The organism is Paraburkholderia strydomiana (genome assembly GCF_031456815.1).
Taxonomy (GTDB): domain Bacteria; phylum Pseudomonadota; class Gammaproteobacteria; order Burkholderiales; family Burkholderiaceae; genus Paraburkholderia; species Paraburkholderia caledonica.
On record NZ_JAVDVL010000001.1, the window covers coordinates 247,218 to 270,933 of the forward strand.

Annotated in this window: 19 protein-coding genes and 1 riboswitch; of the genes, 9 read left to right on the plus strand and 10 right to left on the minus strand. The window is 64.7% G+C overall.

Features of this window, described 5'->3' with window-relative positions:
• Positions 1-64: 64 nt before the first annotated feature.
• From cobM to cbiE, 4 genes are read right to left on the minus strand one after another with little or no spacing between them, the layout of a single operon-like run.
• Positions 65-790: a precorrin-4 C(11)-methyltransferase gene (gene cobM, locus J2W46_RS01115; protein ID WP_310350576.1), complete on the minus strand. Its 726-nt coding sequence runs from the start codon at positions 788-790 to the stop codon at positions 65-67.
• A 29-nt stretch (positions 791-819) separates the two neighbouring features.
• On the minus strand, positions 820-1,542 hold the full coding sequence (locus J2W46_RS01120) for a cobalt-precorrin-6A reductase (protein ID WP_310350577.1): 723 nt from the start codon (positions 1,540-1,542) through the stop codon (positions 820-822).
• Positions 1,539-2,627, minus strand: a complete 1,089-nt coding sequence (locus J2W46_RS01125; RefSeq protein WP_020067893.1) for a cobalt-precorrin-5B (C(1))-methyltransferase — start codon at positions 2,625-2,627, stop codon at positions 1,539-1,541. Before J2W46_RS01125 ends, J2W46_RS01120 begins: the two co-directional genes overlap by 4 nt.
• A 5-nt stretch (positions 2,628-2,632) precedes the next feature.
• Positions 2,633-3,892 carry a precorrin-6y C5,15-methyltransferase (decarboxylating) subunit CbiE gene (gene cbiE, locus J2W46_RS01130; protein WP_310350579.1) on the minus strand — a complete coding sequence of 420 codons (1,260 nt, stop codon included), beginning with the start codon at positions 3,890-3,892 and terminating at the stop codon, positions 2,633-2,635.
• Between the two features lie 85 nt (positions 3,893-3,977).
• A riboswitch (cobalamin riboswitch) is annotated at positions 3,978-4,163 on the plus strand.
• 83 nt (positions 4,164-4,246) lie between these two features.
• Here cbiE and cobG point away from each other — a divergent pair.
• Genes cobG through cobJ form a run of 4 tightly spaced genes read left to right on the plus strand, consistent with a single transcriptional unit; the run spans position 4,247 to position 8,943 of the window.
• A complete protein-coding gene (gene cobG / locus J2W46_RS01135) occupies positions 4,247-5,812 on the plus strand; it encodes a precorrin-3B synthase (RefSeq protein WP_310351985.1) in 1,566 nt (521 codons plus the stop codon).
• 9 nt (positions 5,813-5,821) lie between these two features.
• Positions 5,822-6,448 carry a precorrin-8X methylmutase gene (locus tag J2W46_RS01140; RefSeq protein ID WP_288824237.1) on the plus strand — a complete coding sequence of 209 codons (627 nt, stop codon included), beginning with the start codon at positions 5,822-5,824 and terminating at the stop codon, positions 6,446-6,448.
• Positions 6,449-7,189 carry a precorrin-2 C(20)-methyltransferase gene (locus J2W46_RS01145; protein WP_020067897.1) on the plus strand — a complete coding sequence of 247 codons (741 nt, stop codon included), beginning with the start codon at positions 6,449-6,451 and terminating at the stop codon, positions 7,187-7,189. It begins immediately after the preceding gene.
• Positions 7,186-8,943: a precorrin-3B C(17)-methyltransferase gene (cobJ, locus tag J2W46_RS01150; protein ID WP_310351989.1), complete on the plus strand. Its 1,758-nt coding sequence runs from the start codon at positions 7,186-7,188 to the stop codon at positions 8,941-8,943. Before J2W46_RS01145 ends, cobJ begins: the two co-directional genes overlap by 4 nt.
• A 14-nt stretch (positions 8,944-8,957) precedes the next feature.
• On the opposite strand, the gene J2W46_RS01155 is transcribed toward cobJ, so the two are convergent.
• Both J2W46_RS01155 and J2W46_RS01160 read right to left on the minus strand, forming a co-directional pair.
• Entirely contained in the window at positions 8,958-11,582 is a 2,625-nt protein-coding gene (locus J2W46_RS01155) for an AAA family ATPase (protein WP_310350583.1), read from the minus strand.
• Positions 11,579-12,721 carry a metallophosphoesterase family protein gene (locus J2W46_RS01160; protein WP_310350585.1) on the minus strand — a complete coding sequence of 381 codons (1,143 nt, stop codon included), beginning with the start codon at positions 12,719-12,721 and terminating at the stop codon, positions 11,579-11,581. The genes J2W46_RS01155 and J2W46_RS01160 overlap by 4 nt, the downstream gene beginning before the upstream one ends.
• Positions 12,722-12,976: 255 nt before the next feature.
• On the opposite strand from J2W46_RS01160, the gene J2W46_RS01165 reads away from it, so the two are divergent.
• The 4 genes from J2W46_RS01165 to J2W46_RS01180 all read left to right on the plus strand — a co-directional run bounded on the left by J2W46_RS01165 (position 12,977) and on the right by J2W46_RS01180 (position 18,528).
• Entirely contained in the window at positions 12,977-14,257 is a 1,281-nt protein-coding gene (locus J2W46_RS01165) for a DUF445 domain-containing protein (RefSeq protein WP_310350587.1), read from the plus strand.
• Between the two features lie 164 nt (positions 14,258-14,421).
• Complete coding sequence (locus J2W46_RS01170) at positions 14,422-16,371, plus strand: AI-2E family transporter (RefSeq protein WP_310350588.1); 1,950 nt, start codon at positions 14,422-14,424, stop codon at positions 16,369-16,371.
• A 190-nt stretch (positions 16,372-16,561) separates the two neighbouring features.
• Positions 16,562-18,334, plus strand: coding sequence for an FAD-dependent oxidoreductase (locus J2W46_RS01175; RefSeq protein ID WP_310350590.1), 1,773 nt, complete (start codon positions 16,562-16,564; stop codon positions 18,332-18,334).
• Positions 18,331-18,528: a hypothetical protein gene (locus tag J2W46_RS01180; RefSeq protein WP_310350592.1), complete on the plus strand. Its 198-nt coding sequence runs from the start codon at positions 18,331-18,333 to the stop codon at positions 18,526-18,528. The genes J2W46_RS01175 and J2W46_RS01180 overlap by 4 nt, the downstream gene beginning before the upstream one ends.
• 115 nt (positions 18,529-18,643) lie before the next feature.
• On the opposite strand, the gene J2W46_RS01185 is transcribed toward J2W46_RS01180, so the two are convergent.
• The 3 genes from J2W46_RS01185 to J2W46_RS01195 all read right to left on the minus strand — a co-directional run bounded on the left by J2W46_RS01185 (position 18,644) and on the right by J2W46_RS01195 (position 21,675).
• Entirely contained in the window at positions 18,644-19,618 is a 975-nt protein-coding gene (locus J2W46_RS01185; protein WP_310350594.1) for a 2-dehydropantoate 2-reductase, read from the minus strand.
• A 4-nt stretch (positions 19,619-19,622) separates the two neighbouring features.
• On the minus strand, positions 19,623-20,414 hold the full coding sequence (locus J2W46_RS01190) for a class II aldolase/adducin family protein (RefSeq protein WP_020067906.1): 792 nt from the start codon (positions 20,412-20,414) through the stop codon (positions 19,623-19,625).
• Between the two features lie 61 nt (positions 20,415-20,475).
• Positions 20,476-21,675, minus strand: a complete 1,200-nt coding sequence (locus J2W46_RS01195) for an amino acid aminotransferase (protein ID WP_310350596.1) — start codon at positions 21,673-21,675, stop codon at positions 20,476-20,478.
• 180 nt (positions 21,676-21,855) lie between these two features.
• On the opposite strand from J2W46_RS01195, the gene J2W46_RS01200 reads away from it, so the two are divergent.
• The gene (locus tag J2W46_RS01200) at positions 21,856-22,785 is read left to right on the plus strand and encodes a LysR family transcriptional regulator (protein ID WP_204521524.1); all 930 of its coding nucleotides are present in this window, start codon (positions 21,856-21,858) and stop codon (positions 22,783-22,785) included.
• 24 nt (positions 22,786-22,809) lie between these two features.
• On the opposite strand, the gene J2W46_RS01205 is transcribed toward J2W46_RS01200, so the two are convergent.
• Positions 22,810-23,628 carry a helix-turn-helix transcriptional regulator gene (locus tag J2W46_RS01205; RefSeq protein WP_310350599.1) on the minus strand — a complete coding sequence of 273 codons (819 nt, stop codon included), beginning with the start codon at positions 23,626-23,628 and terminating at the stop codon, positions 22,810-22,812.
• Positions 23,629-23,716: the final 88 nt, after the last annotated feature.

The following is a 23,716-nucleotide window of genomic DNA, read 5'->3' on the forward strand; positions in this document are numbered from 1 at the left end:
TAGATGGACGGACGTGTATGTCGAATGGCCGACGCGCGAATGCAATCGACCGCCTTCTGATACGTCAGGCTTTCGCGTACAGCGTCGAATTCGCAAAGCCTTCGGCCGCGAGGACCTGTCCGACCAGAATCAACGCGGTGCGCTCGATCTGCGTGGACTGGACCTTCCCGAGAATGTCGTCGAGCGTGCCCGTGATCTTTTCCTCGTCAGGCCAACTCGCGCGATAGATCACCGCGATCGGACATGCGCCGCCATAATGCGGCCGCAGTTCTTCGACGATGCGCGCAAGGTGCCGCACGCCGAGATGAATGGCCATCGTCGCACGATGCCGCGCCAGATCGGCAAGCTGTTCGCCCTCAGGCATCGTGGTTTTGGTCGCGTACCGCGTGAGAATCAGCGTCTGCGAAATGTCTGGCAATGTGAGTTCGCAGCCGAGCGCCGCCGCGCAAGCAGCGGTTGCGGTCACGCCCGGTACGATTTCGTACGGAATCGCAAGCTCGCGCAACCTGCGAATCTGTTCGCCGATCGCGCCGTACAGCGAAGGGTCGCCGGAATGCACGCGCGCCACGTCCTGACCTTCATCATGCGCGCTTTTCAGTAACGCCACGATCTGGTCGAGGTCGAGTTCGGCCGTGTTCACCACCTGCACCGCCGAATGCCCTTCGAGCACCGCAGACGGCACTAACGAACCTGCATAGAGAATCACGGGACAACTGCGCACGAGACGCTGCCCCTTCACCGTGATCAGCTCCGGATCGCCAGGACCCGCGCCGATAAAAAACACCGTCATTCAATACTCCATTGATTCAAGCGGACGACTCAACGTGACAGATGCAGCGCGTCAAGCAACTCCGCCACGCTTTCGAATTCACGATCCGCCGCGGGCAATGAAGGCCGGCGCAGCATCACGACAGGCAGGCGGCGCTCACGTGCGACTTCGAGCTTGGCCTCGGTTGCACTGCCGCCGCTATTTTTGCTGACCACGACGTCGACGTGTTGCAGCGCAAAGAGCGCACGCTCGCCTTCGAGCGTAAACGGTCCGCGCGCCGCGATTATGCGAGCGCGTTCCGTGTCTTCGTGCGAGTCGAGACAGCGCACGAGCCAGAATTGATGTGGCGGAATCTCGTCGAGATGCGAGAGCGGTTCGCGTCCGAGCGTGAAGAGCGGTCGCCTGAACGGCGCGAGCGCCATGGTGAGTTCGTCCCAGCCGTCGATCATGCGCCAGTCGTCGCCGGCGCGCGGCTGCCACGCCGGTCGACGCAGCACCCAGCACGGCACGCCCGCGTGACGAGCCGCATTCACAGCATTCGCACTGATCTGCGCCGCGTACGGATGCGTCGCATCGATCACGAGGCCGATCTCTTCATCTGCGATATATCGTGCCATGCCTTCGCTGCCGCCAAAGCCGCCGACCCGCACGCTGCATGGCAGATCGTCGGGCACCTTGCCGAGTCCCGCGAGACTGTACACGTCGACGGAAGTAAGTTGGCGGGCAATGCGTAAAGCGTCGCCGGTGCCGCCGAGCAGCAGAACCTTTGTCATCGCGCGACTCCGATCAGCTTGCCCGCGCGGTCGATCGCGAACATCTCCACGTTCACCTGCGGCGGCACGATTTCGCGTGCGACGGCAAGCGCGTGCGCACAGACAATGTCGCCGAGCGGCACCTGCTCCGCGTGCGCTAGCGCGACGGCTTGCTGACTCGTATTGGCCGCGCGGATCGCGGATTGCAACGCGTCGTCGGCGCCCTGTTCGGCGGCCCATGCGGCGAGCCGTTCAAGATCGATGCTCGAGTTGCGGCTATGCAGATCGAGATGGCCCGCCGCGAGCTTGCTCAGCTTGCCGAAACCGCCGCAAATACTCAGGCGCTCGACCGGCGCGCGCTTCATATGCTTGAGCACCGCGCCGACGAAGTCGCCCATTTCGATCAGCGCGATATCGGGTAATGCGTAGTGCGAGCGCATCGCGTCTTCGCTCGCGTTACCTGTACACGCGGCGAGATGCATATAGCCGTTAGCGCGCGCAACGTCGATGCCCTGATGAATCGACGCGATGTAGGCCGAGCACGAAAACGGCCGCACGATGCCGGTCGTGCCCAATATCGACAGGCCGCCCACAATCCCGAGCCGCGGGTTCATCGTTTTGAGCGCGAGCGCTTCGCCGTCCTCAACGCCGATCGTCACTTCGAAACCGCCGCCATAGGCATGCTCGGCAGCGAGTTCTGCAAGATGCTCGCTCATCATTTTGCGCGGCACCGGGTTGATCGCCGGTTCGCCGACGGCGAGCGTCAACCCCGCACGCGTCACCGTGCCCACGCCCGGCCCGGCGCGGAACACCACACCTGGCTCAGGGACCAGACGCACGCGCGCGAACACCACGGCGCCGTGCGTGACATCGGGATCGTCGCCGGCATCCTTGATCGTGCCCGCTTCGGCGCCGTCATCGGTCAACCGGCAGAAGACGAGCGGCATCGGCACATGCTGGCCCTTGGGCAACACGATTTCGGCCACCTCGCTGACCACACCCGCGAGCAGCAGACGCGCGGCCGCCAGCGACGTGGCGGTTGCACAACTGCCGGTCGTGTAGCCGCTGCGCAGCGGTGCGGGTTGTTCAGGCGTTTCGTCGCGCATGAGCGTCACGCCGATGAAGCAGCGTTGAGGTTATCGGCAACACTATGGACGCCGTTGGCAGCGCAACGCTTCACCGCATCGTACAAGGTGATCGGCAGCGCTTGCCGCCACGTATCGAAGCCACCGAGCGGCTGAGCGTCCGCAAGCGCGATTCGCGTGAGCGTGCCGCCATGTTTGTCACGCCATGCGGCGAGCGCCGCCTCGCCTTGCAGCGTGACCGCGTTCGCGACCAGCCGGCCGCCGTCGCGCAAATTGTCCCAGCACGTTTCGAGCACGCCGGGCACTGTTACGCCGCCGCCAATGAACACCGCGTGCGGCGCGGCTAACCCTTCGAGCGCTTGCGGCGCGCGGGCCGCTACGAGTTGCAAGCCCGGCACGCCCAACGCATCGCGATTGTGCTCGATGAAGCGCTGACGCTCCGCGTGCCCTTCGATGGCGATCGCCCGGCAAGTCGGATGCGCGCGCATCCACTCGATGCCGATCGAGCCGCTGCCCGCACCCACGTCCCACAACAATTCGCCGGGCGTCGGTGCAAGTCGCGCGAGCGTGATCGCTCGCACATCGCGTTTGGTGAGCTGGCCGTCGTGACGGAACGCGTCGTCGGGCAGGCCGCAGGTGAGCGGCAGGCGCGGCGCGCCTTCGGTGGCGCGGCATTCGAGCGCGACCAGGTTCAGCGCGGCGACATCGCCCGGGGACCATTGATCCGCGCGGCCGTCGATGCGCCGCTCGTCGTCGCCGCCAAGGTGTTCGAACACGGTCATCCGCGTTGCGCCGAAACCTCGCGCGCTCAGCAGGTCGGCAAGCGCGGCGGGTGTGCGCCCGTCCGCGCTGAGCACGAACACGCGTGCGCGGTCATGCAAATAAGCGTTCAGCGTGGGCAACGGCCGACCAACCACCGACACCGTGGCCACATCCTGCAACGGCCAGCCGAGCCGCGCCGCCGCGAGCGATAACGACGACGGCGCGGGCAACACGCGCAGTTCGCTGGGCGGCAACTGCCGAGCCAGCGTCGCGCCGACGCCGAACAGCATCGGATCGCCGCTCGCCAGCACGCAAACGGGGCCGCCGCGCTCGGCCAGAAGCGGCGCGAGATCGAATGGGCGCGGCCACTCGGCGCGGCGCGCGGCCAGCCGCGCGGGCAACATCGACAGATGACGTTCGCCGCCGTAAATCACCGACGCCTCGAGCAACGCACGCCGTGCGGGCCGCCCCAAACCGGCGAAGCCGTCGTCGCCAATGCCCACTATCGTCAGCCACGCCGACATGCACCCTTCCTCATTTTGTATCTCAAACAATGCACTGCGCCACGCCGGTCAAAGCGTCCAGCCTCGTTGTGCTATCCGAAAAAAGGCATAATACAGCCGCCGGTGCCCTTCGGGGCCTAACAGGGAACACAGCGGGAAGATTACCGCTGTGGCTGCCCCCGCAACTGTATGCAGCGAGTCCGCCTGCGCTTGGCGCCACTGGTTAAACCGGGAAGGCCGCAGCGGACGACGACCTGCCAGCCAGGAGACCTGCCGGCCAGACTGTTCGTGCCAGCCAACATCGGGCGGGGTGTACCGATGCCGCAGCAATGCCGTTTTGACCGCTTGCTCGGGCCGTCGCGCGACGCTAACCCGGTGTCCGTCTTGAATCCAGCTTCGCCCTCCACTGTCTTGCCCGACGCGGCATCTGCGCTGCGGCCCTCGGCGTGTCCGGGCCTGCTGCGGATCGTGGCGGCGCGCGACGGCGGTATTTGTCGGATCAAGCTGCCAGGCGGCGAATTGAGCGCGGCTCAAGCCGAAGCGATCGCCAACGCGAGCGCGCAGCATACGGCGGGTGTGATCGAACTGACGAATCGCGCGAATCTGCAATTGCGCGGTGTTCGGGCCGGCCATGAAGCTGCGCTGGTCGCCACGCTGATCGATGCGGGGCTCGGACCGAGCGCTGCAAGCGGCTCTGCAGGAGCGGGCGGTAGCGCGCCGACCGATTCCGTCGAAGACGATCACGATCACGGTCACGATCGCGATCGCGATCGAAACGCGCACGCACTCGATGCAGCCGCCGCTGACGACGTGCGCAACGTCATGATCAGCCCCACTGCCGGACGCGACCCATGCGCACTGTTCGACACCAGACCTCTGTGCACCGCCCTTCTCACGCTGCTGCAAAGTGAAGCGCGTTTCGCGGCACTATCGCCGAAATTCGCGTTATTGGTCGACGGCGGCGAGCGGCTCGCGAGAGTGGACCACCCGCATGACGTGTGGCTCGCGGCAGCACAAGATTCGGCCGGAGCGGTGCGCTTCGTGTTCGGGCTCGCGGGCTGCCCGACCGTGGATGCAAACGCGAGCGCAAACACGCACATCGGCGGGAAGTCACCATCATCAGGCAACGCTGCGAACTCGTCCGAAAGATTGCATGCGGATGCGACAGGCGCGTTGGCCTCGGTGCTGCCGTCGCAAGTTCCGGCGCTCGTGCGCGCGTTGCTGCATACGTTTCTCGATCTTGCCGCTGCCGACGCCACGCGTATGCGTCACCTGCTCGACACGCATTCGGCGGACGCGATATTGCAGCATGCGCAAACCTACGTGGATTTTCCATTGACACGCGACGCGACGCTCGCCGGCTGGCGTCGCAGCACGACCGCCGATGCCTCGCTGCGCCTCGGCGCACATGAGCAACGCGCCGCGGATACATGGCATGCCGGCGGTCAACCGCCGCTCGGCCGTATCGATGCGGCCACGCTGCACGGCCTCGCCGCGCTCGCGCAACAACATGGCGACGGCACGCTGCGCATCACGCCGTGGCAAAGCGTGCTGCTGCCCGATATCCGGACGCTCTCAGTGCCCGTTGTGCTTGCCGCGCTGAACGCGCTGGGCCTCGCATGCGATTGCGCCGAAGCCATCACACACCTGATCGCGTGCGCCGGTTCCACTGGCTGCGCGAAAAGCCTCGCGGATACCAAAGCCGACGCATTGAATCTCGCGAAGCGCCTGCCCGCCGGCGTCGACGTGCATTTGAGCGGATGCCCGCGCTCATGTGCTGCCGCGCATTGCGCGCCGTTTACGATGCTCGCCGCGGCGCCCGGCATGTATGACCTTTTTCGACGCGACCAGGGCCCCGGCTTCGGTCGATGCGTCGCGCGCCAACTGACAGTCGAACAGGCCGCCGAGACGATCGCGCGCCTTGTTCGAAGCGACACATGAGTGACACCGATGCTTGATTACATTCGCGACGGTCAGGAGATCTATCGCCAGTCTTTCGCGACGATCCGCGCCGAAGCCGACCTGTCGCGCATTCCTGCCGACCTCGAAAAACTCGCGGTGCGCGTGATCCACGCGTGCGGGATGGTCGATGTGATCGACGATCTCGCGTTCTCCGAACATGCCGGCACAGCAGGCCGCACGGCGCTCGCGCAAGGCGCGCCGATTCTCTGCGACGCCGGCATGGTCGCGCAAGGCATCACGCGCGCGCGGTTGCCGGCGAACAACGACGTGATCTGCACACTCACACATGAACGAGTGCCTGCACTCGCCCGCGAACTCGGCAATACGCGCTCGGCCGCCGCGCTCGAATTGTGGCGCCCGCATCTGGGCGGCAGCGTCGTCGTGATCGGCAATGCGCCGACTGCCCTCTTCCATCTGCTCGATATGCTCGACGCCGGTGCGCCGAAGCCCGCGCTGATTCTGGGCTTTCCGGTCGGCTTTGTCGGCGCAGCGGAATCGAAAGCGATGCTCGCAGAGAATAGCCGTGGCGTGCCGTATGTCGTCGTGCATGGCCGGCGCGGCGGCAGCGCGATGGCTGCGGCCGCTGTCAACGCGCTGGCAACGGAGGTCGAATAAATGACGGCGCAACAACGTGCAGGGCGTCTATATGGACTCGGTGTCGGTCCAGGAGACCCGGAACTCATCACGCTAAAGGCATTGCGTCTGCTCAAGGCAGCAGCCGTAGTCGCCTACTTCGTCGCGAAAGGCAAGAAGGGCAACGCGTTCAGCATCATCGAGGCGCATTTGCACGACACGCAGCAGCAACTGCCGCTCGTGTATCCCGTCACGACCGAAGCGCTTGAGCCGCCGCTCTCGTATGAAGCGATCATTGCCGACTTCTACGACACCGCGGCCGACATAGTCGGGGCGCATCTGGATGCGGGGCGCGACGTCGCCGTGATCTGCGAAGGCGATCCGTTCTTCTACGGCTCGTACATGTATCTGCACGACCGGCTCGCGGCGCGCTACGAGAGCGAAGTGGTGCCGGGCGTCTGCTCGATGCTCGGCGGCGCGGCCGTGCTCGGTGCGCCGCTCGTGTATCGCAACCAGAGCCTGTCGGTGCTCTCGGGCGTGCTGCCGGAAGACGAACTGCGCCGCCGTCTTGCGGATGCAGACGCCGCTGTCGTGATGAAACTCGGGCGCAATTTCGACAAGGTGCGGCGCGTGCTCGGCGAACTCGGACTCGCGCACCGCGCGCTGTACGTCGAGCGGGCGACGATGGGCAACCAGCGTATCGTCCCGCTCGCCGAAGTGGACCCGATGGCGTCGCCGTATTTCTCGCTGCTCGTCGTGCCGGGGGAAAAATGGCAAGGATGATGCCGCCCGCCATCGTCATTCTCGGCGCGGGCGCGCTGGATACCGCGCGGCGCATTCAGACGCTGTATGCGGATTCGCAGGTGCATGCGCTGCAAGGCCGCGTTGAAGCCGATGTCGCGTACGCCGAACTGAGCCCGCATCTGCGCGACCTGTATGCACGTGGCACGCCGATTGTCGCGCTGTGCGCGGCCGGCATCGTGATTCGCTGCGTGGCGCCGCTGCTGTCGAACAAGGGCGCCGAGCCGCCGGTGCTCGCCGTCGCCGAAGACGGCAGCGCCGTCGTGCCGTTGCTCGGCGGCCTCGCTGGCGTCAACGTGATGGCGCGCGAGATTGCCGCCGCACTTGCCATACCGCCTGCAATCACCACGAGTGGCGAGTTGCGGTTCGGCACCTGTGTGCTCAATCCACCGGATGGTTATGCGCTTGCCGATATCGGCCAGGGTAAGCGTTTCGTGTCGGACCTGCTCGCCGGCGAAAGCACGCGGGTCGAAGGCGACGCGCCGTGGCTCGACAATGCGCAACTGCCGCGCTCGCCATCCGCGCGGCTGGCGATTCGCATCACGCCTCGCGCGTGGAATGGACGCGACGACGAGCTTGTGATTCATCCTCGCAGTGTGGTCGCAGCGGTGGCGCTTGAGGCTGTCGCTTCAACGCCCGCACAGGCAAACAGCGCGGCGACATCAACCGCATACAAGAACGCCGCCGCCGAAATCGCGGCTCGTGTGCGCAACTCACTCGAAGCGCACGGCCTCGCGTCTCTTTCGCTTGCCGCGTTGCTTGGCTCATCGGAACACATGGCAGAACCGGCGCTTGCCGAAGCGGCCGCGCTGCTGAACGTGCCGCTGCGTTTTACGGGTTGCGACGCCGCAATCGGCGAATCACCGGCCAGCCTTTTACGCGCCGCCCTGCGCATTCCCTACGAGACGTTGCACGACGATCATGTGCAAGGCATCGCCCTCGCTCTATCGCCGCTCGCGGTCGATCCCGGCACGATAGGACGGGCGCGCGGCCGGCTGACGGTGATCGGCCTCGGCCCCGGCAGCGCGGAACTGATGGTGCCCGCGGCGCGTAAGGCGCTCGACCAGGCCACCGATATTCTCGGCTATGAGACGTACGTGAAAATGGCCGGCCCGCTGCGCGCCGGCCAACGCGTGCACGGCACCGATAATCGCGAGGAAATGCAGCGCGCGCGCCATGCGTTCGAACTCGCGAGCGCGGGACGGTCAGTGGTGATGGTGTCGTCCGGCGACCCCGGCGTGTTCGCGATGGCCGCGGCTGTGCTCGAAGCGCTCGACGCCTCTGAGGACAGCGCGTGGGCCGCTGTCGAGCTCAGCATCGTGCCGGGTGTATCGGCGGCAATGGCTACCGCCGCGCAAGCCGGCGCGCCGCTCGGCCATGACTTCTGCATGCTGTCGCTGTCGGATAACCTGAAGCCCTGGAGCATCATCGAAAAACGCTTGCGACATGCCGCGCAAGCGGACCTCGTCATGGCGTTCTACAACCCGATTTCGCGCGCGCGTCCGTGGCAACTCGATAAGGCGCTCGATATCGTTCGTGAATATCGGGCGGCGCATACGCAGGTCGTGCTCGGCCGCGACATTGGCAGGCCGGGCGCAACGCTGCGCGCGGTAACCCTGGGCGAACTGCGCTCAGCGGATGTCGATATGCGCACGATGCTGATCGTGGGCTCCTCCACCACGCGCCGCTTCACCAGGGGCGCGCAGTGGGTCTACACGCCGCGCTGGTACGAGTAAGCGCCGACGGATAGTTACGCCGCGGCCTTCATATCGTCGATCGCGCGCTGCCTCACGCCCAGGTCGTCCCACAGTTCCGGATGACAGGTGAACACCAGAATCTGATGCCGCGTGGCAGCGTCGATCAGCGCCCGCTTGATCGCATCCCGCCGTGCGGCGTCGGTATGCACGGCCGCATCGTCGAGCATCAGCAACGTGGGCCGGCCGGACGCCTTCAGCAGATCGGCATACGCGAGCCGCGTGAGAATGCCGAGTTGCTCGCGCGTGCCGAAGCTCAGCGCTTCGAGCGTGTCTGCGCGGCCATAACGATCGAGCGTCGTGGGACTCAGATCGTCGCCGAGCGCGATGGTCGATTGCGGGAAGATCCGCTTCAGATAGTGGCCGAGCCGTTCCGTCAACGGCGCACGCAATTGGGCGACCGCCGCATCGCGTTCCGCGACGAGCACTTCGTCGAGCAGACTCAACGCGCCGGCGCGCAAGCTCAGCTCCTCTTTGCGGCGGGTGGCCTGTTCCACTTTTGCGTCGAGCGCTGCAAGACGCTCGCCGAGCCCTGACGCGCCCACGGTCTCCAGCTGGCTGCGCAAACGCGCGATGCTGACCTGCCGCTCGTGCTGGTCCTGGCGCGCAAGTTCCGCCGACGCGCGATAGCGCTTCGCCTCGGCCGCCGGGTCGTCCAGACGCACGGCTTCGAGTTCGCGCGCCCGCGCTTCGCGCTGCTTCGTCAGCGCCTCGACCTGCACACGTTGTTCGACGATCTTCGCCTGCCACTGCGCGCGGTTGCGGCAGAACGCCGGGTCGCTCAGCTGCGCCTCCTTGCGCTGCAACTGAAGCGCGAGCGATTCAGCCGTTGCAATACCGGTGGAACGCTTCTCGGTTGCCTCGTTCAGCATCTTGCGGGCACTCTCCAGCGCGGACGCTGCGATTTCGGCGCTGCGCCGGGCTTCGTCGAGCGGCAGCGCGGCCGAGACGTCGGGCAAACTCGTCAACCGCTCGTTGGCGGCCTGCGAGCGCGCGGTGGCCGAAGCCAACGCGGCGCGCAGCGCGTCGATGCCCTGCGGCGCGTATGCTTCAAGCACCTTCGCGTGACTCTTCTGCTGCGCGACGAGCGCCTTCCACTGTTCGTGCCTCGATTCGGCTTCGGCAAGCGAAGCGACGCCGAGCGCTTGCAACAACTGCGCATGCTGCGCTTCGAGCGCGGCGAGTTCCGACAGTCGCGCGGACAGATCCGAAACGCCCGGAATCACGCGCAGTTCGCCAAGCTCGCCGAGGCCAATCCGCTTTTCTTCGTCGACACGCAATACGCCCGTGCCGCTGATGGACGCATCGCCCACCGTAATCGGCCCACTCAACCGGTATTCGATGCGCGTCATCGCCGCTTCGGTGCGCGCACGCAACACGGTCAGCGACGCATCGAGCGATGCGAGGCGCTTGAGCTTCGCCTCGTCTATTTCAAGGGCGGCTGCAGCGCGCGCGGCTGCTACGAGCGCTTCGTTGGCTTCGCTCGCGGCGGCAATCGCCGTTTCGAGCCGTTCCAGTTCAGCACGATGAAGACCGATCTGGTTGCGCAGATCCGCAGCACTCACCGCCGCGTTCGCCAGTTCGAGCGCGCGGTTTGCATCGGTAAAAGCCTGCTCAAGTTGCGCGACGCGGGTTGCCGCCTGCGCATATTCGGTCTCGACCGACGCCACGTTCGCGCGCGCCGTGTCGAGTTGCTGACGATCGCGCGTCACCGCTGTTTCCAGTTCCACCGCGGCCTGTTCGTGCTGCAACGGCAGCGCGAGTTCAGCCTCACTGACTTTCAACGCCTGCGCGAGTTGGCCTACGCTGCGCTCGAGTTCCGCAGCCGCATCGGCGCGTTTTTGCGCGAGCACGGCCTTCTCCTCGTGGAGTTCCCACGGCCGTTTGCGTTCGGTTTCCTCGAAGGCCTGCTGCTGCGCGGCAAGCCGCGCGATGTTTTCATCGAACTGTTCGCGCTGCCGGTTTAGATCGTCACGCTCCGCGATCAGCGCGGCGAGCGCGGCTTCGGCTTCCGCCAGCGGCCCCGTGGATTTCTGCGTGCGTGCGGTCAGCAGTTGCCGAAGCTCGCGTTGCACGGCGGCGATCAACGCATCCTCGCCCGCCGATTCGCGGCTGCCGGACAATTGCGACAACGCATCGCGCAGATACTGCGCCGCGTGACCGGTCGAGTCGCGCATATCCTGCGTGCCGCCCTGCTGCACCCATAGCAGCCCCGGAACACCCGCGTTTTCCGCCTTCAACGGCCCGCGCGCGGCACGCGAAAAGCCGAGCAGTGCGGCGAGTTTGTCTTCCGCTTCGTCTTCGCCGAAAACGGCCTGGCCGATCTTCAACTCACAGCGCTGACGCGTGACGAACTGCTTCGACAGGCGGCATGCAACGCCGTCGAGATCGAAGCTCACCTCGACCGACGGCTGCCCGCTCGCCTTGCCCCAAGGCAGCAATTCCTTCAGATGCGAGGCCTTGTAGCGTTCAAGAAATACCGCACGCACGGCCTCGGCAATCGTGCTCTTTCCGGCCTCGTTCGGTCCCACGAAAAGATTGAGACCGGGCTGCAGGTCGTCGATAAAAAGACGCCCGGTGAACTGTTTGAATTCCTCTATTGCGATGCTCTGAAGCTTCATGCGGACCTCGCTTCACGCGGCAATTCGCGTTGAAACCGCGCCAGCAGCAATAAAGCCTCTGCCGCGCGCTTGACCTGTTGCGGGTCGGACTGCGGGTCCTCCTGCATGCCTCGCAAACGCGCGACGACTTTTGCCAGATAGCCGCTTTGCGCGCCGAGTTCGGCGAGATCCTCTGTAGTGGGCAGCACCTGCAAACCGCTCAGATCGACTCGCAAGGCACGCACGCGCGCGCGGGTCTCTTCGACGGCGACATGAAGCGCCTCGGCGTCGGCCAGCGCGGCCGTGCCGGTCACCGAGACGCGCAGCACGTCGCTGCTGCCCAACGTGGCGAGGCGCGTCTTCAGCGAATCCACATCGGTCGGCACGGAAATCGTTTCGTCCCAGCGATGCCACTGGTATTGCCCGACTCGCACCGCCTCGACCGCGGGTTGTGCGCCGGGCTCGCTCAGCGTGACGTCGAGCATGAAGCCGGGATCGTTCGCGCGAAAACGGTCCTGCTCGTGCGTGCCCGCGTACCAGGTGCGCTCGTCGACGCGAAAGTGGCCGTGCCAGTCGCCAAGCGCCAGATAGTCGAGACGCGCGCTCGCGGCGCGCGTCGGCGAGATCGGGTTCGAGGAGTCGATGCCTTCCTGCAGAATGCCGCTCACGCTGCCATGCGCGAGGCCCACACGGTGATACCCCGGCGGTGTCTCGGCGGTATCGAAAAAGCCGGTGGTGTCGTCGTAAGTAATGCGCTGCGTGAGCGGCGCGCACAGCACCGCGCAACGGCATGCGTCCAGCAACACGACGCCGGGCGCGAGCACGAGGCGCACGTTCGGCGGCACGCAATTGAGGCGCTGCGCACGCGTCCAGACGCTTTCCACGAGCGCCGCGTCGTGATTGCCAGGCAGCATGATCCAGGTGCCCGCGAAGGCTTGCAGTGCGGCGAACAGGCGGCGGATCACCGTATCGGATACCGTCTGCAGATCGAACACGTCGCCTGCCACCAGCACCGCGTCGACCTGGCGTGCGGCTGCTTCGTCGGCGATGCGGCGCACGGTATCGAAGCGCGCCTGTGCCAGATGCGCGGCCTCCTCCGGCTCGAACTGGCCGAACTGCGTGCCGATTTGCCAGTCCGCGGTATGCAGAAACCTGATCACTGTGCCTCCATTGCGTTCAAATGCATTGCCGCGCGGCGCATGATGCTCACGCCGCCGCGGTTCAACCCTCGATGTTACCGCGCCGGCGGCGCAAACAGCGACCGAAACGGCCGGATCGCGCTCAAGGGGCGCGATGCCGCGCTCTTCAACGTCATTCGCCATCATCCGGCATCATTCAGCGCGGCTCGACTCGCCCTACACACCGCGCGGCGCGCGGCGCTAAACTCGCGTTTCCGGACCCTGGCTCTCTCGCCGATGAACAAAGCACTCGAACTGAAGAAGGCCAAACGCACGCCGCTGCTGCTCCTCGCCGCGGCGGCCTGCGTTTTCGTCGTCACGGCATTGATGCCGCGCGGCGTCTGGATCGACGGTATCAAGGCAGTGGCCGAAGCCGCGATGGTCGGCGCGCTCGCTGACTGGTTCGCAGTCGCCGCGCTGTTCAGGCGCGTGCCGATTCCGGTGGTATCGGCTCACACGGCGATCATTCCGCGCAACAAGCACAAGATTGCCGACAACCTCGCCGTGTTCGTGCAGGACAAGTTTCTCGACGTGCCGTCGCTCGTCGGTCTGATCAAGAAGCACGATCCGGCACAGAGCATCACGCGCTGGCTGACCGAGCCCGCCAACACCGCGCGCCTTGGCAATTACGTCGTGAAACTGACGAGCGGCATTCTCGATCTGACCGACGACGTGCGCATTCAGGTGTTCATCAAGGACGCATTGCGCGATGTGCTCGCCAAGGTCGACCTCTCGCAGTCAATGGGCTCGATTCTCGACACGCTCACCAAAGACGGCCGCCACCAGGAACTTCTCGACGCGGGCATCGAACAGGTCGTCGCATTGCTGCGCGAACCGCAGGCGCGCCAGTTCATTGCGGAACGTATCGTCGATTGGGTCAAGAGCGAATATCCGAAGATGGAGAAAATCCTGCCCTCCGCGTGGCTCGGCGAGAAAGGCGCCGAGACTATCGCGAACGCGGTAAACCGGATGCTCGAACAGGTCAGCGAAAACCCCACGCACCAGTTGCGCCAGAAGTTCGACGACGCCGCGCACAGGCTGATCGTCAAGCTCAAAAGCGATCCGGCCTTTCTGGAAAAAGGCGAGGAATTCAAGCGTTATCTGGTGGAAGGCGAAGCGCTCGCCTTGTATGTGAAGGACATGTGGGGCGAACTTCGCGCGTGGCTCAAGCGCGATTTGCAAAGCAGCGACTCGGCGTTGCATGCGCGAGTCGTCGCGGCGGGCCAATGGGTGGGCCGCGAACTCGCGAACGACCCGGCGCTGCGCCAGTCGCTCAACGATCACCTCGAAGACGCAGCACGCGCAATGGCGCCCGAGTTCGCGCAATTCCTCACACGGCATATCAGCGACACCGTGAAGAACTGGGACCCGCATGAGATGTCGCGGCAGATCGAACTGAACATCGGCAAGGACCTGCAATATATCCGCATCAACGGGACCGTGGTCGGCGGCTTCATCGGCTTGCTGCTCTATGGAAGCTCGCTAGTATTCGACTTGCTGCGCATGCATATCGGCTGAGCGGGCAGTTCTGGCGAACCGCGACGCAAAGCGCCTACAATCCGGGCATAGGGTTTGCTCAGCCGCAGTGGCCCATACGGCACCGTGCCGCCGCCGCATCTACCGCGCGCGAGACTACAAGCGACCGCGGAAGCGGCCGCGCCACTCAAACGGACAGTGTGCTCATGAAAATATCCTTACCGCCGCATGGGCGGTCGAACCGCGTTTATCCGCCCGCCGCTCCGAGTTTGCATGGTCTCGCCTCGGTCATTACCGGCGTGGTCGTGGTCTGCGCGCTTTACTTCGGCCGCGCGGTGCTGATTCCCATCACGCTCTCCGTGCTGCTCAGTTTTCTGCTCGCGCCGCTCGTGCAGATGTTGCGGCGGCTGCATATGGGCCAGTTGCCGTCCATTTTCATCGCGGTGCTGTTCGCCCTGGCCGCACTGCTCGCCGTGGGGGCGCTGATCGGCGCGCAGCTCGTTCAACTGGCGGGCGACCTGCCGCAGTACCAGGTCGCCATCGAACGCAAGATCGAAACCGTGCAGGAGAAAACGATCGGTCGCGCCGATTCGCTGATGAGCCGCGCGGCGGCCACGCTGCAACGCGTTGCGCCTTCGAAGCCGCCGCCACGGCCTACTGGCAGGGCGGCGCGCAACGCCCCCGCCGTGCCCACACCCGTCGAAGTCCACGAGCCTTCGCCCACGCCGTTGCAACTCGCGCAGCGTGCGCTGTCGCCAGCCATCGCGCCGATTGAAACCACCTTCATCGTGCTGGTGGTGACGATTTTTATTCTGCTGCAGCGCGAGGACCTGCGCGACCGCCTGATCAGTCTCTTCGGCTCTCGCGATCTGCATCGCACGACGACAGCCATCAACGACGCCGCAGTGCGCCTGAGCCGCTATTTTGTCGCGCAACTCGGCGTGAACCTGAGCGCAGGCGGTGTGATCGCGATCGGGCTCGCTATCATCGGCGTGCCTGGCGCGTTGCTGTTCGGCGTGATAGCGGCGCTGCTGCGCTTCGTGCCATACATCGGCATCTGGATCGCGGCGATTCTCGCGGTGTTTCTCGCGGCAGCCATCCAGCCGCAGTGGACGATGGCGGTCTACACACTGATTCTTTTTATCGTCGTGGATGTGGTCGCCGGGCAGATCGCGGAGCCGCTGCTATATGGCCACCGTTCGGGGCTGTCGCCGCTCGCAGTGGTCGTCGCAGCGATTTTCTGGAGCTGGCTGTGGGGGCCGATCGGCCTCGTGCTGTCCACGCCGCTCACGCTGTGCGTCGTGACGCTTGGGCGCTATGCCGATCGTCTGAACTTTCTCACGGTGCTGCTCGGCGACCAGCCGGCGCTCACGCCCGCGCAGAATTTCTATCAGCGGCTTCTTGCAGACGATCCGCATGAGGCGATCGTGCAGGCGGAGCGTCTGCTGCGCGAGATGTCGCTAATCGACTACTACGACACCGTCGCGCTCGAAGGACTCAAGCTCGCGCGCAACGACGCGATGCGCGGCGTGCTGATGCCGGACCAGTTGGCCCGCGTGAACGAAGCGCTGGTGGACATCGTCGAAAATCTGGAAATCGCCGATGGTTTGCCGGACCGGCTGATCCGCGCCGAGTCTCCAGAAGCGCTCGTCGCGGCTTCCTCAGCGGATCTTTCCGAGCGGCACGATAGTGCGACGCGAGCGCATGCTTCACTACAGAGTGACAGCGAAAAAGCGGCGGTGCTCTGCGTGCCCGGACGGGGCGCGTTCGACGAAGTCACGACGGCCATTGCGGTGCAACTGCTCGGACGCTTCGGTTTTGCGCCGATCATGGCGACGCACTCGGGCTATCGCAGCGCGCACGCCGACGAGCCGAGCTACAAGAATGCGCCGATCATCTGCATCGTCACGCTCGACGCTCCGGAATCGCCGCCGTATCTGCGCAATATGCTTCGACGCACACGCCAATGGCGGCCGAGAGCGGCGCTCGTGGTCGGCGTCGGCGGCACCGCGGAAAACGGGCATGAGACAGGAACGGGTGCGACTGCCGCTTCACACTCGGCACCGACCTTCCGCGCGATGATCGAGGAATGCCAGCTGGCCGCGTCGTCGCTGCACACGCGTCAGCATTCGCACGTGGCGAGCAGCGCGGATTGAGCACGGTGATAGGCCAACCGCGCGCCCGTTAGCGTGGATCGAATCGTGGCGCGCCTGTACCCAAAATGAGGACAGGCGCGCGTAAGCTCTCCTCCATACTTCGCTCATCGCTTTTTTCGTATCGCCGCGCGTCTAAAACACTCACAGGCGCGGCGCACCGGAAAACGCGGCGAAAATCGAGGAGACATGCATGACGCGCAGTTTCAAACCCTACCCCTTTGCGCCGCGCCAATACGAGGGCGCGGCGCCCCCGCTCATCGACGGAAACGATCCCGTGCGGCGGCCCGTGGCGATAGTCGGCGGCGGGCCGGTCGGCATGACGCTCGCGCTCGCCCTCGCCCGGCAAGGCGTGCGCTCGGTGCTGATCGAGGCCGACGACAGCGTATGCACCGGCAGCCGCGCAATCTGCATTTCGCGGCGCAGCCTGGAAATACTCAAGCGCCTTGGCGCCGTGCAAGGCTTCCTGCAAAAAGGCCTGCCGTGGACGGGAGGCCGTAGCTTCTATCGCGACACCGAAGTGTTCCGCTTCACGATGCATCAGGACGACGAGCAATCGTTGCCGCCGATGATCAACATCGCGCAATATCAGGTCGAGCAGTTCCTGCTCGACGAACTGGAGCGGCATGCGGATCTGATCGACATCCGCTGGCAAACTCGTGTGACCGGCATCGAGCAATCCGACGGTTCCGACGCGCCGCGCGGCGCAACACTCGCGCTGCGCACCGGCGACACCGCGTGGCGCATGCACGCCGACTGGGTCGTCGCGTGCGACGGCGGGCGCAGCACCGTACGTGAAGCGCTCGGTCTGAAGCTCACCGGCACCACGTACGAAGGTCGCTACGTGATCGTCGATATCGCCTTGCACAGCGAGCGCGCGACCGAGCGCCTCGCCTATTTCGATCCGCCGTCGAATCCCGGTTCCACGGTGCTCGTGCACAAACAGCCGGACGACGTATGGCGTATCGACTACCAGCTTCGCGACGACGCAGACCCGCAGGCGGCCATCGAGCCGGATAACGTAATTCCACGCGTTCAGAGCGTGCTCGACGCAATGGGCGAAACGGGCGAATGGTCGCCGATCTGGATCACGGTCTACAAGGCAAACGCGTTGACATTGGAGCGTTATCGCCACGGCTCGATACTGTTCGCCGGCGACGCAGCGCATCTTGTGCCGATCTTCGGCGTGCGCGGCGCCAATTCAGGCATTGACGACGCCGATAACCTCGGCTGGAAACTCGGCTGTGTGGTCAACGGCATTGCATCGCCCGATCTGCTCGACAGTTATAGCGACGAGCGCGTGTTCGCCGCGCGCGAGAATCTGAGCTACGGGATGAAAAGCACCGAGTTCATGGCGCCGCCCACGTTCGGGTTCGAGTTGATGAGAACAGCGGTGCTTGGGCTCGCCGAACATCATCCCGCTGTGCGGCCGCTGATCAATCCGCGGCAAACGCACCCGATCGCGTATGTCGAATCGCCGCTCAATCGCGTTGCGGCAGACGGCGTGCAGGCAGCCGGCGCAGTGCCCGTGGCGAGCCGATTTGCCAGCGGTCCCGCGCCGGGCAGCGTATTACCGGAGTGCAGGCTGCAGCGCATTAGCGACGGCAAGACGGTCGATATGCACGTTACCGATCTGCTGTTACCGTGCTTCACGGCGTTGCGCTTCGGCACGGACGCATCGCAAGATGCCGAGTGGCAACGCATGCAGGACGATCTGAAGAGTCGTGCGATTCCATTCAACACGATCACCGTCGTCGACACGAACGTCAAGCTGGGTGCAGACAGCACTGCCGTTATCGATCACAGCGGCCGCCTGCATCACATGCTCGACGCAACACCGGGCACCGTCTATCTGATCCGCCCGGATGGCCATGTGCTCGCGCGCTGGCGCGACGGCACGGCAGCCGCGACACACAGCGCGCTTATCGCCACACTGAACATTCGGAGCAAGGAGAGACAGTCATGACCGATAGCGATCTCGAGCGCATCTATACGACGCTTTGCCAGAACATCACGGCCGAAGGTGAAGCGCAGGCACCGCTCTATCTCGCCCGCCTTGCACTGCTCTGCATGACCGAACTCGATGACACGCAACGCGCTTTGTCTTTGATCGAGGCAGCTCGCCTGCCTTCGCCGGGGGCAGTCACGGCGGCGACATAGGTTGAAAAGAGCACGACGAACCAGGCGCAAAAAAAGCCGCCGCGAGTTGACCCGCGGCGGCTATCAGCTTCAGCGAAGCACTACTGCTATATCTGCTAGATCGGCTATACCGGCTTCAGTACAAACCCAGCGTGCTCGCATGCAAACGCGCGAGACCGAGCAGCGCGTCCGTGTATGGCGTTTGAACACCGGTCAGTTGACCGAGTTCGCGCACCGCGCTCACGAGTGCGTCCAGTTCCACGGGCTTGCGCGCCTCTACGTCTTGCAGCATCGACGTTTTCATCGCCCCGAGTTTGAGCGTGACCGCATGCCGGTCCTGCGGCGCCTGATCGATCGGAATGCCGAAGCGCGCGCCGATCTCCTTCGCTTCGAGCATGATGCTCGTGACGAAGTTGCGCACCAGTTCGTCGCTGAGAATGCGGTCGGTGGTCGCGCCGGTCATTGCGCTGATGGGATTCATTGTCATGTTGCCCCAGAGCTTGTACCAGACATCGCGCTGGATCTGGTCCGACATCGACGCATTGAAGCCGGCTGCGACGAGCGCTTCAGTTAACGCCTTGACGCGTTCGCTCGGCCGGCCGGCAGCCTCGCCGACGATCAACCCATTGCCCTGATGATGCCGGATCACGCCAGGCGCCTCGACGAGGCAGCTCGCATGCACCACGCAGCCCACCGTCTGCTCGCCCGGAATCGCCGCGGCGATGGCGCCGTCGGGATCGACCGACTTGAGCCGCTTGCCCGCGAAATCGCCGCCGAGCCCGTCGCAGAACCACCACGGCACGCCGTTCATGGCGGTGAGCACGAGGGATTGCGGCCCGAGCAGCGGCGCGATATGCGCGGCCACCGACGCCATGGCAGGACCCTTGACCGCCACCACCACGAGATCCTGAACACCGAGTTCCGTGGGATCTTCGGCCGCTCTCACGCGAACCGTCTGCGTCTCGCCGCCTTCGATCAAACGCAGGCCATGCTCGCGCAACGCGGCGAGCGTCGCGCCGCGCGCCACCACACCGATATCGTGGCCCGCTTGCGCGAGCTTCACGCCCATCCATCCGCCAATCGCGCCTGCGCCGTAAATCACTGCTTTCATTGATTCATTCCTTGTAACTCGCGTCGATGCGCTCCACGCGACGCACCAGCGCATCGTACACATCCTGGCCCGCGCCGTGACGCGGATCGAACTGGAGCGCGTCGCGCGAACAGCGGATCGCCACTTCTTCGGGGACCGGCCGCGCCTTGCCCATTGAGAACGTCGCCATCTGAATTTCGCACGCGCGGTTCAGTGTCCAAAGAATCGCAAAAGTCTGCGGCAACGTGCGGCCCCACGCAAGCAGTCCGTGGTTGCGCAGAATCACCGCCTGCCGGTTGCCGATATGTTCGACGAGCCGCGGCCCTTCTTCCGCATGCACGGTGATGCCCTCGAAATCGTGATACGCGATCCGGTCGTGCAACTGAGCGCTGTAAAAATTGGTCTGCTGCAAGCCGTCTTCGAGACACGCCACCGCGACGCCCGCCGTGGTGTGTGTGTGCATCACACAATGCGCGTCGGGCACGCCTTCGTGGATCGCCGCGTGCACGACGAAGCCGGCCGGATTGACCGGATAACGCGAGTCGTCCAGCACGCGGCCCTGCGCGTCGATCTTCACGAGATTGCTCGCCGTGACTTCGCTGTAGTGCAAGCCGAACGGATTGATCAGAAACTGCCGCTCGCCGCCGCTTACGCTTTCCGGCACACGCAACGTGATGTGGTTGTAGATCATCTCGGTCCACCCGAGCATGTCGAAAATCCGGTAGCACGCAGCCAGCTGAACGCGCGACTGCCATTCGTCCGGGTGCATTCCGGTGCTCTTCGGCGCACTCGCCGCTGGCATATCAAGTGTCGTCATCGATCTCTCCATGGTTATCTGCTGGCTGCAAATGTGCGTATCTGCCGTTGTGCGCCGCCCGTTATGCGCCGGACACGACCGCGGCAATGGACGATGCGACGTACTCCGCATTGCGCGCATTCAAGCCCGCTACGCACATGCGCCCCGAGCGCAAAACGTACACCGCGTGTTCGTCGCGCAAACGCTCGACCTGGCTTGCGGTCAAGCCTGTATAGGTGAACATGCCGCGTTGCGCGACGTAACGTGCACGCATCACTTCATCGACGCGGCCGGCGAGCCCTGCGTGAATCGTGCCGCGCATCGCAAGAATGCGCTCGCGCATGGTGGCGAGTTCCGCTTCCCACGAAGCGCGCAACGACACATCGGACAGCACGTTCGCGACGAGGCGCGCGCCGTGCGTCGGCGGATTGCTGTAGTTCGCGCGCACGGCGGACATCAGCTGACCGAGCACGCGGCTCGCTTCGTCGGCGTTCTTGCAGACAACGCTCAGTGCGCCGCACCGCTCGCCGTACAGCGAAAAATTCTTCGAGAACGAATTGGCAGCGATCAGCGGTACGCCGGCCTCGGCCAGCATACGAACGCAAGCGGCGTCTTCTTCGAGGCCCGCGCCAAAGCCCTGGTAAGCCATATCGACAAACGCGATCAGCTTGCGACGCTGCAGGACCGGCACGAGTTCGGTCCATTGCTCGACGCTGAGATCGACGCCGGTGGGGTTGTGGCAACACGCATGCAGCAACACGACACTGCGCTCGGGCAAACGGCCGATGGTGTCGATCATATCGGCGAAACGCAGGCCGCCCGTCTGTTCGTCGTAATACGGATAGGTGTTGACCGTCAGGCCCGCGCCCTCGAATACGACGCGGTGATTCTCCCAGCTCGGGTCGCTGATCCACATTTGCGAACCCGGAAAATAGCGTCGCAGGAAATCGGCGCCGACTTTGAGCGCGCCGGAGCCGCCAATGGTCTGCAACGTCGCGATGCGGCCTGCGGCGCGCGCCTCGCTGTCTTCGCCGAATACCAGCGCCTGTGCGGTCTCGCGATAGAGCGGCAAGCCCGCCATCGGCAGATAGGAACGCGGGCCGATTGCGTCGAGCAACGCGGTTTCCGCGCGGCGCACCGCGTCCATGACGGGCAGCTTGCCGGCGTCGTCGAAATAGATGCCGATGCTCAGGTTGACTTTGTTCTGGCGTGGATCGAGCTGGAAGTCTTCGTTGAGACTCAGAATCGGATCGCCGGGATAAGCGGGGATATGTTCGAACATGGCATTTCCTTGAAAGGAGCCCTGAGATGTTGCGCCGACATTGCGTCGACGGCCGGGCGAGACTGAAAGTCTAAGCGTCTTTACGTGCTCCCGTCGATTGGGACAAGTGTCGACGAACGCGCCCCAATCAACAATCAACGGATTTTTCACGATTCGTAAGTTTTTCTTTAGAATCGGGCGATGGCACTTACTCGCATCACCATCCGTCAATTCGAGGCGTTTCTCGCCATTGTCGATCTTCAAAGCATCGGCGCGGCGGCGCAGCGGCTCGGCCTCACTTCGTCGGCAGTCAGTCAACTGCTCGCCGAGCTTGAAACGGAACTGGGCTTTCGCCTGTTCGACCGGACCACGCGGCGTGTGAATCTGTCGAGCGCGGGGCAAGACTTCCTCGCGTCGGCGGAATCGGTATTGCGTCACGTGCGCGCCGCCGCCCAATCCGCCGACGATATCCGCAACCGCGCGGCCGGCATTGTCCGGATCGGCGCGCCGCTGGTGCTGGCGTCCACTGCGTTGCCGGAGGCGATTGCCGAGTACGCGCGCGACAAGCCGAAGGTGGTCGTGCGCATTTGCGACACGGTGGTCGAGCAACTCGTGGAGCGTGTGGAGAGCGCGGACGTGGATCTCGCGGTTGGCCCCGACAGGCCAAGCGGTGCACGCGTGCGCCGCGACTCCGCATTCGCAAGTCCGTGGGTGATGTGGTGCGCGCCGTCGCATCCGCTCGGCACGCGAAGGCGTGTGCAGTGGCAGCAGTTGCGCGATATACCTATCGTCGCTACAGGCCGCGATCACGAACGCGCGGTCGACCAGATGCTTGCAAACCTGCCGGTCGAGGCACGCATCGTTCCAGTCGATGTGGTGGACAACGTGACGACCGCTTTCGGCATCGCTTCGCGCGGACTTGCGGTGACGCTCGCGCCGGCCTACGTCGCGCCGCTTGCGCGCACTTTCGGGCTGATCATGAAGCGGATCGTCGAGCCGGAGACCATCCGCGAGGTTTGCGTGTATCGCTCGACCGAACGCGCGCTGTCACCGCCTGCGGCCGGCTTTGCTGATTTCCTGTTGCCGTGGCTCAAACGCTGGGACCGCGAGACGCGGTTGAAAAAGCGTTGAGTACGGCTCGGCAAGATCCCAATCTCAGCCGCGTTGAGGCGCTAAGCACAGCGCGAACAGTTGCCTCTGACTGGAAATGCCAAGCCGCGCGTATGCACGCTTCTGATAAGTGATAACGCTCGTGGGCTTGACGCCCATTTGCGCGGCGATCTCGACGGCTGTCGCGCCTTCGAGCGTGCCGCGAAGCACATCGAGCTCACGTGGCGTAAGCGCGGGACAGATTCGCCTGATGCGTGCAAGCATGGCCGCTGCCGGGCCTTCCTGATGCTGCCCATGAAGCGCGTAATGCCCCTTCGCTGCGTGCGCAAACAGATGCGCGAGGCTCTCGACCCGTTCCAGCTCGCCCGCGCTGAACGTGCCGTATGCGCGGTCACGGTATAGGTTGATGGACAGCCACACGTTTTCCACAGGCTGCAGGAGCAGCGACAAGCGGTCGGATACGTTGGGCTGCGAGTAGCACGCTGCGCGATACGCTTCGTTCGGGATTTCTTCGCTTTGCTGCTGATGCAGAACTAGCGCGCCGTTCGATCGCGCGCCGCGCGCGTTTCCGATGATCGCCCTATTGCCGTCCAGTGCATAAAAGTGCGTCGCGTAGCGGTCTGCAACGTCACGCAGAAAACGTCCGCCCCGATGATCGGCGGCGGAAATAGTGCGCGGTCGCGCGTCGAATTCGTACGCAAACACGGTGCACTGCGAAACCGGCAGCATATCGCCCACGGTTTTGAGCATGCTGGCGGCGAGCGAGTCGGCGTCGCCGTGCGAAATCGACATGACGAGCTCGGCCGCACGCGCGGTGCTGACCTGTTCGCTTCGATGCGGCGGGGAAATGCGCCATGAACGCATGATGGCTTCGTGCTCGCGCGGCGTGGATTGTGTTGCGCCAAGCGTAGCACAGCGCGGCGCTGGTATCGACGGCCGTATCCGCAGCGCC

Excerpts from the sequence above, each read along its gene's own strand:
- J2W46_RS01205 (WP_310350599.1), bottom strand. The coding sequence starts at position 23,628 with ATGCGTTCATGGCGCATTTCCCCGCCGCATCGAAGCGAACAGGTCAGC.
- J2W46_RS01180 (WP_310350592.1), top strand. The coding sequence starts at position 18,331 with ATGACCGATAGCGATCTCGAGCGCATCTATACGACGCTTTGCCAGAAC.
- J2W46_RS01125 (WP_020067893.1), bottom strand. The coding sequence starts at position 2,627 with ATGCGCGACGAAACGCCTGAACAACCCGCACCGCTGCGCAGCGGCTAC.
- J2W46_RS01170 (WP_310350588.1), top strand. The coding sequence starts at position 14,422 with ATGAAAATATCCTTACCGCCGCATGGGCGGTCGAACCGCGTTTATCCG.
- J2W46_RS01165 (WP_310350587.1), top strand. The coding sequence starts at position 12,977 with ATGAACAAAGCACTCGAACTGAAGAAGGCCAAACGCACGCCGCTGCTG.
- J2W46_RS01120 (WP_310350577.1), bottom strand. The coding sequence starts at position 1,542 with ATGACAAAGGTTCTGCTGCTCGGCGGCACCGGCGACGCTTTACGCATT.
- J2W46_RS01190 (WP_020067906.1), bottom strand. The coding sequence starts at position 20,414 with ATGACGACACTTGATATGCCAGCGGCGAGTGCGCCGAAGAGCACCGGA.
- J2W46_RS01200 (WP_204521524.1), top strand. The coding sequence starts at position 21,856 with ATGGCACTTACTCGCATCACCATCCGTCAATTCGAGGCGTTTCTCGCC.
- cbiE (WP_310350579.1), bottom strand. The coding sequence starts at position 3,892 with ATGTCGGCGTGGCTGACGATAGTGGGCATTGGCGACGACGGCTTCGCC.
- cobJ (WP_310351989.1), top strand. The coding sequence starts at position 7,186 with ATGATGCCGCCCGCCATCGTCATTCTCGGCGCGGGCGCGCTGGATACC.
- J2W46_RS01185 (WP_310350594.1), bottom strand. The coding sequence starts at position 19,618 with ATGAAAGCAGTGATTTACGGCGCAGGCGCGATTGGCGGATGGATGGGC.
- J2W46_RS01195 (WP_310350596.1), bottom strand. The coding sequence starts at position 21,675 with ATGTTCGAACATATCCCCGCTTATCCCGGCGATCCGATTCTGAGTCTC.
- cobM (WP_310350576.1), bottom strand. The coding sequence starts at position 790 with ATGACGGTGTTTTTTATCGGCGCGGGTCCTGGCGATCCGGAGCTGATC.
- J2W46_RS01155 (WP_310350583.1), bottom strand. The coding sequence starts at position 11,582 with ATGAAGCTTCAGAGCATCGCAATAGAGGAATTCAAACAGTTCACCGGG.
- J2W46_RS01140 (WP_288824237.1), top strand. The coding sequence starts at position 5,822 with ATGCTTGATTACATTCGCGACGGTCAGGAGATCTATCGCCAGTCTTTC.
- J2W46_RS01145 (WP_020067897.1), top strand. The coding sequence starts at position 6,449 with ATGACGGCGCAACAACGTGCAGGGCGTCTATATGGACTCGGTGTCGGT.
- J2W46_RS01175 (WP_310350590.1), top strand. The coding sequence starts at position 16,562 with ATGACGCGCAGTTTCAAACCCTACCCCTTTGCGCCGCGCCAATACGAG.